The organism is Modestobacter excelsi (genome assembly GCF_005930495.1).
GTDB classification, from domain to species: Bacteria; Actinomycetota; Actinomycetes; order Mycobacteriales; family Geodermatophilaceae; genus Modestobacter; species Modestobacter excelsi.
Map to the genome: position 1 here is coordinate 1 of NZ_SJEX01000135.1, position 6144 is coordinate 6144.

Consider the following 6144-nt stretch of genomic DNA (forward strand, 5'->3'; position numbering starts at 1 on the left):
CTCCGCGCCCGCCCTCCCCCCGGATGTCACTGCCCGCTGGCAGGCCCGCTTCCGGGCACCGCGGGTCAGCCTGCCGGGCTGGGCGGAGGACGCGCCGCAGCGCAGCCTCTACTCCTCCGACGTCAGCGGCGTGGTCGAGCAGTACGCCTGGGACCGGGACACCGACACCCACCGGCAGGTCACCGACCGGCCCAACGGCACGCTGGCCGCCACGCTGAGCCCCGACGGCGAGACGATCTGGTGGTTCGCCGACACCGACGGCGACGAGTTCGGGATCTGGATGACCCAGCCGTTCGCCGGCGGTCCGGACACCGTCGCACTGCCGGAGGTCGGGCCGGCCTACCCCGCCGGGCTGGAGATCGGTCACCGGGTCGTGCTGGCCGGCCGGTCCACCGACGACGGCAGCGAGCTGTGGATCTCCCGGGCCGGGAGCCCGCCGTCGGTGTTCTACACCCACGCCGAGCCCGCCTCGGTCGACGCGCTCTCCCGGGACGACGCGCTGCTCGTGTACTCGCACTCCGAGCACGGCGACCCGCGCTACCCCGCGCTCCGGGTGCTGCGCACCGACGACCTCGGCCTCGTCGCGGACACGTGGGACGGCGAGGGCCGCGGGCTGCACGCGTTCGACTTCTCCCCCGTCGCCGGGGACCAGCGGCTGCTGGTCGGCCACGAGCGCCGCGGCCGCGAGGAGCTGCTCATCTGGGACGTCGCCGCCGGCACCGAGTCCGAGCTGGTGCTGGACCTGCCCGGCGACGTGAGCGCCGGCTGGTACCCCGACGGCTCCGCGCTGCTGGTCGGCCACGACCACGCCGCCCGCAGCGAGCTGTACCGCTACGACCTGACCACCGGGACGCTGACCCAGCTGGACACCCCGCGCGGCGTCGTCCGCGGCGCGACCGCCCGCCCCGACGGCACCGTGGAGCTGGCCTGGTCGAACGCAGCGACCCCGCCGGTGATCCGCCGGGCCGACGGGCCCGTGGTGCTGGCCGCGCCGGGCGAGGAGCCGCCCGCGGCCTACCCAGTGGAGGACCGCTGGGTCCCCGGCCCGGGTGGGGACGTGCACGCCCTGCTGGTCCGCCCGGCCGGTGACGGGCCGCACGCGACGGCGTTCCTGGTGCACGGCGGGCCGGAGGCGCAGGACGACGACTCCTACCGGGCCCGGCGGGCGGCCTACGTCGACGCCGGCTACGCGGTCGTGCACGTCAACTACCGCGGCTCCACCGGCTACGGCAGCGAGTGGCGGGACGCGCTCACCGGCCGCCCGGGGCTCACCGAGCTCGAGGACGTCGCCGCGGTCCACGACGCGCTGGTCGCCGAGGGCGTCGTCGACCCGGACCGGGCGATCCTGTCCGGCGGCTCGTGGGGCGGCTTCCTCACGCTGCTCGGCCTCGGCACCCAGCCCGGGCGCTGGGCGGCCGGGATCGCCGAGGTGCCGGTGGCGGACTACATCGCCGCGTACGAGGACGAGATGGAGGGCCTGCGGGCCTACGACCGGGCGCTGTTCGGCGGCTCACCGGAGGAGGTGCACGACGTCTACGTGCGCTCCTCGCCGCTGACCTACGTCGACGCGGTGGCGGCCCCGGTGCTCGTCGTCGCCGGCGCCAACGACCCGCGCTGCCCGATCCGGCAGATCGACAACTACCTGACCGCGCTGGACGAGCGGGGCAAGCCGCACGAGGTCTACCGCTTCGACGCCGGCCACGGCTCGCTGGTCATCGAGGAGACCATCCGCCAGGTCGAGGTCGCCCTCTCCTTCGCGCTCCGCCACGTGAAGCCCTGACGGCCCCGGGGCCTCAGCGCTGGGCGGCGATCAGCTCGGCGATCTGGACGGTGTTGAGCGCGGCGCCCTTGCGCAGGTTGTCGTTGGAGACGAACAGCGCGAGACCGCGGTCGCCGTCCTGCCGGATGCGGCCGACGTAGGAGGGGTCCTCGCCGGCCGCCTGCAGCGGGGTCGGGACGTCGACGAGCTGCACGCCCGGCGCCGAGCCGAGCAGCTCGCGGGCGCGGGCCACCGTCAGCGGCTCGGCGAACTCGACGTTCAGCGACAGCGAGTGGCCGGTGAACACCGGGACGCGGACGCAGGTGCCGGAGACCCGCAGGTCGGGGATGCCGAGGATCTTGCGGCTCTCGTTGCGGAGCTTCTGCTCCTCGTCGGTCTCGAAGGACCCGTCGTCGACGACCGAACCGGCCATCGGCAGGACGTTGAAGGCGATCGGCGCGACGTAGACGGCCGGCGCCGGGAACTCCACGGCGGATCCGTCGTAGGCCAGCTCGTCGGCCTTCTCGACGACGGCGAGCGCCTGCCCGTGCAGCTCGCGGACGCCGGCGACTCCGGAGCCGGAGACCGCCTGGTAGGTGCTGGCCACGATCCGGACCAGCCCCGCCTCGTCGTGCAGCGGCTTGAGCACCGGCATCGCGGCCATCGTCGTGCAGTTCGGGTTGGCGATGATCCGGCCCTCTGCGGCCAGCGCGATGTCGCCGGGGTTGACCTCGCTGCACACGAGCGGGATCGCCGGGTCCCGGCGGAACGCAGAACTGTTGTCGATCACCGTCACACCGGCCGCGGCGAACCGCGGCGCCTGTGCCCGCGAGGTCGTCGCGCCGGCGGAGAACAGCGCGACGTCCAGTCCGGTCGGGTCGGCGGTGGCGGCGTCCTCGACGACCACCTCGCCGTCCCCCCAGGGCAGCGTGCTGCCTGCCGACCGGGCGGAGGCGAAGAACCGGATCGAGGCCAGCGGGAAGTCCCGCTCCGCCAGGATCGAGCGCATCGCGACACCGACCTGACCGGTCGCGCCGACGATCCCCAGGTGCAGCGGGCGGCTCATCGTCCGGTTCCTCCGTAGACCACGGCCTCGACCTCGGAGCCCAGGTCGAAGGCGTCGTGCACCGCGCGGACGGCGACGTCCACGTCGGTGTCCCGGCACGTCACGGAGATGCGGATCTCCGAGGTGCTGATGAGCTCCAGGTTGACCCCGGCGTCGGCCAGCGCGCCGAAGAACTTCGCCGACACCCCGGGGTGCGAGCGCATCCCGGCGCCGACCAGCGAGACCTTGCCGATGTGCTGGTCGAAGCGCAGGTCGGTGTAGCCGACGGTGTGCTTGACGGCCTCCAGCGCCGCCAGGGCGGTGGGCCCGTCGCTGACCGGCAGGGTGAAGGAGATGTCGGCGAGCTTGCTGCCCTCGGCCGACACGTTCTGCACGATCATGTCGATGTTGATCTCGGCGTCGGCCAGGACGCGGAAGATCTGCGCGGCCTCGCCGGGCCGGTCCGGGACGCCGTAGACGGTGATCTTGCCCTCGCTGCGGTCGTGCGCGACGCCGGTGATGATGGCCTGTTCCACCGTGAGGTCCTCCATCGAGCCGGTCACGATCGTGCCGGGGAGCTGTGAGTAGGAGCTGCGGACGTGCACCGGGATGCCGTAGCGGCGGGCGTACTCGACGCAGCGGAGCATCAGCACCTTCGCCCCCGAGGCGGCGAGCTCGAGCATCTCCTCGTAGGTGATGGTCTCGAGCCGCTTGGCGTTGGGGACGATCCGCGGGTCGGCGGTGAAGACGCCGTCCACGTCGGTGTAGATCTCGCAGACGTCGGCGTGCAGCGCGGCGGCGACGGCGACGGCGGTGGTGTCCGAGCCGCCGCGGCCCAGCGTCGTCACGTCCTTGGTGTCCTGGCTGACGCCCTGGAACCCGGCGACGATGACGATCGACCCCTCGTCCAGCGCGTCGCGCAGCCGGCCGGGCGTGACGTCGATGATCCGCGCCTTGCCGTGGCTGGAGGTCGTGATGACCCCGGCCTGCGACCCGGTGAACGACCGCGCCTCGTAGCCGTGCGTGGAGATCGCGATCGCCAGCAGCGCCATGGAGATCCGCTCGCCGGCGGTGAGCAGCATGTCCAGCTCGCGCCCGGGCGGGTCGGCGGTGATCTGACTCGCCTGGTCCAGCAGCTCGTCGGTCGTGTCGCCCATCGCGGAGACGACGACGACCACGTCGTCGCCGTTCTTCTTCGCCTCGACGATGCGCTCGGCCACGCGCTTGACGCGCTCGGCGTTCGCGACGGAGGAGCCGCCGTACTTCTGCACCACCAGGGCCACGGGTCCAGGCTACCGACGGTGCCACGCAGCCGGGGGTTGCGGGGCTGGTTCGTCGGGGGATGTGATCAACAGATGGACGACGCCGAGCACTGGCTGCTCACCGCCGACGAGCGCGGGAACCCGGCGGCCGGCCTGCCCGCCTGGACGTCGGGCAACCACGTCGAGGCGCTCGTCGACGGCGCCACCTACTTCGACCGGCTGGTCAGCGCGGTGGAGCAGATGGGCGCCGGCGACCACCTGATGTTCACCGACTGGCGGGGAGACCCCGACGAGCGGATGCGCGAGGACGGCCCCACGATCGGCGAGCTGTTCGGCGCGGCGGCCCGCCGCGGGGTGTGCGTGTTCGGGCTGGTGTGGCGGTCGCACTGGGACGGCCTGAGCTTCTCCAAGGAGGAGAACGCCGCCCTCGACGAGGCGGTGGAGGACGGCGGCGGGGTCGTGGTGCTGGACCAGCGGGTGCGCCGGCTGGGCAGCCACCACCAGAAGATCGTCGTACTGCGACATCCCGACGATCCCGACCGCGACGTGGCGTTCGCCGGCGGGATCGACCTGTGCCACGCCCGCCGCGACACCTCCGAGCACCTCGGCGACCCGCAACCGCAGTCGATGGCCGCGGCCTACGGACCGCGCCCTCCCTGGCACGACGTGCAGTTGCAGCTGCGCGGCCCGGTCGTCGGCGTGCTGGACACGGTCTTCCGCCAGCGCTGGGAGGACCCCCACGGCCCGGACACCGACCACCCGCTGGCCTGGGTGCACGACAAGCTGTCCAGCTCGCGGATGAACGCCGTCCCGCTGCCCGAGCAGCCGCCGCCTCCGCCGGAGTGCGGGCCCCACCTCGTGCAGACGCTGCGCACCTATCCGGCGATCAAGCCGGCGTACCCCTTCGCCCCGCACGGCGAGCGGTCGGTGGCCCGTGGCTACACCAAGGCGATCACCCGGGCCCGCCGGTTGGTCTACCTGGAGGACCAGTACCTGTGGTCGACCGAGGTCGCGCAGCTGTTCGCCGAGGCGTTGCGCGCGAACCCCCGGCTGCACCTGGTCGTCGTGGTGCCCCGGGTGCCCGACCAGGACGGCGCGCTCGCCGAGCGACCGCAGCACGTGGGCCGGCACGAGGCGCTCGAGACCTGCCGGGCGGCCGGACCGGACCGGGTGCACGTCTTCGACCTGGAGAACGTCGAGGGGACGCCGGTCTACGTGCACGCGAAGGTGTGCGTCGTCGACGACGTCTGGGTCAGCGTCGGCAGCGACAACTTCAACCGTCGGTCCTGGACCCACGACAGCGAGCTGTCCAGCGGCGTGCTGGACACCACCCCTGACGAGCGGGAACCACGCGACCCGGCGGGGACGGGGTTCGGCGCACGGGTCCTCGCCCGCGACCTGCGCCTGAGACTGGCCCGCGAGCACCTCGGCCGCGCCGTGGACGGCGGTGCGGACGGGGACCTGCTGGACCCCGAGGAGTTCGTGGCCGCCCTGGAGCGGTCGGCCACCGCCCTCGAGGAGTGGCACGACGGCGGCCGCGCTGGCCCGCGCCCCGCCGGCCAGCTGCGGCCTCACCGGCCCGAGAAGCTGTCCCGGCTGGCCCGGCTGTGGGCCACGCCCGTCTACCGGCTGGTCAACGACCCCGACGGCCGCCCGCTGCGCCTGCGCCGCGCCAAGGAGTTCTGACCCCGCCACCCGGTCCGGTCAGCGCGCCACCGTCCCCAGGGCACCTGCTGGTCCACCGCTCGCCGCGCGGCGCACCACGGCCCTCGGCGGGCCGAGACGCTAAGACGGTGGCCGACCCGACGCTCCCCGGCATGCTCCGCCGCGTCCGTCGGCTCGCGGACATGTCCCAGCGCGAGCAACCCGGACCGGGTGCACGCACCGGACTGCGCCTGCGGCTGCGATGTCGACTGGCGCGCTGCTACCGTTGCCCTGTGCGCGGCAGCCTCCTGCTTATCAGCCGCGGCGAGGGCCTCTCCTAGGTCGGCCCCCTCGCCGCGGTGACCGCGCGTCCCCGGGCGCCAGCTGACCGCATCCCGGAGCTGTCCGCAGCCCGCAAGAGGAGCCCCCATGCC

Annotated in this window: 4 protein-coding genes; 2 read left to right on the forward strand and 2 right to left on the reverse strand. The window is 73.7% G+C overall.

The window, feature by feature from the left end:
• Window positions 1-1780: S9 family peptidase (locus tag FHL80_RS24565; protein WP_216871031.1), on the forward strand; the 1780-nt coding region annotated here is incomplete at its 5' end.
• Between the two features lie 13 nt (window positions 1781-1793).
• On the opposite strand, the gene FHL80_RS24570 is transcribed toward FHL80_RS24565, so the two are convergent.
• Together FHL80_RS24570 and FHL80_RS24575 are read right to left on the reverse strand one after the other, a co-directional pair.
• Complete coding sequence (locus FHL80_RS24570) at window positions 1794-2825, reverse strand: aspartate-semialdehyde dehydrogenase (RefSeq protein WP_138735951.1); 1032 nt, start codon at window positions 2823-2825, stop codon at window positions 1794-1796.
• Entirely contained in the window at window positions 2822-4087 is a 1266-nt protein-coding gene (locus FHL80_RS24575; RefSeq protein ID WP_138735952.1) for an aspartate kinase, read from the reverse strand. Before FHL80_RS24575 ends, FHL80_RS24570 begins: the two co-directional genes overlap by 4 nt.
• A 72-nt stretch (window positions 4088-4159) precedes the next feature.
• On the opposite strand from FHL80_RS24575, the gene FHL80_RS24580 reads away from it, so the two are divergent.
• Window positions 4160-5752 (forward strand): phospholipase D family protein, encoded by a 1593-nt coding sequence (locus tag FHL80_RS24580; protein WP_138735953.1) that lies wholly within the window; start codon window positions 4160-4162, stop codon window positions 5750-5752.
• Window positions 5753-6144 lie beyond the last annotated feature (392 nt).

Excerpts from the sequence above, each read along its gene's own strand:
- FHL80_RS24570 (WP_138735951.1), bottom strand. The coding sequence starts at position 2,825 with ATGAGCCGCCCGCTGCACCTGGGGATCGTCGGCGCGACCGGTCAGGTC.
- FHL80_RS24580 (WP_138735953.1), top strand. The coding sequence starts at position 4,160 with ATGGACGACGCCGAGCACTGGCTGCTCACCGCCGACGAGCGCGGGAAC.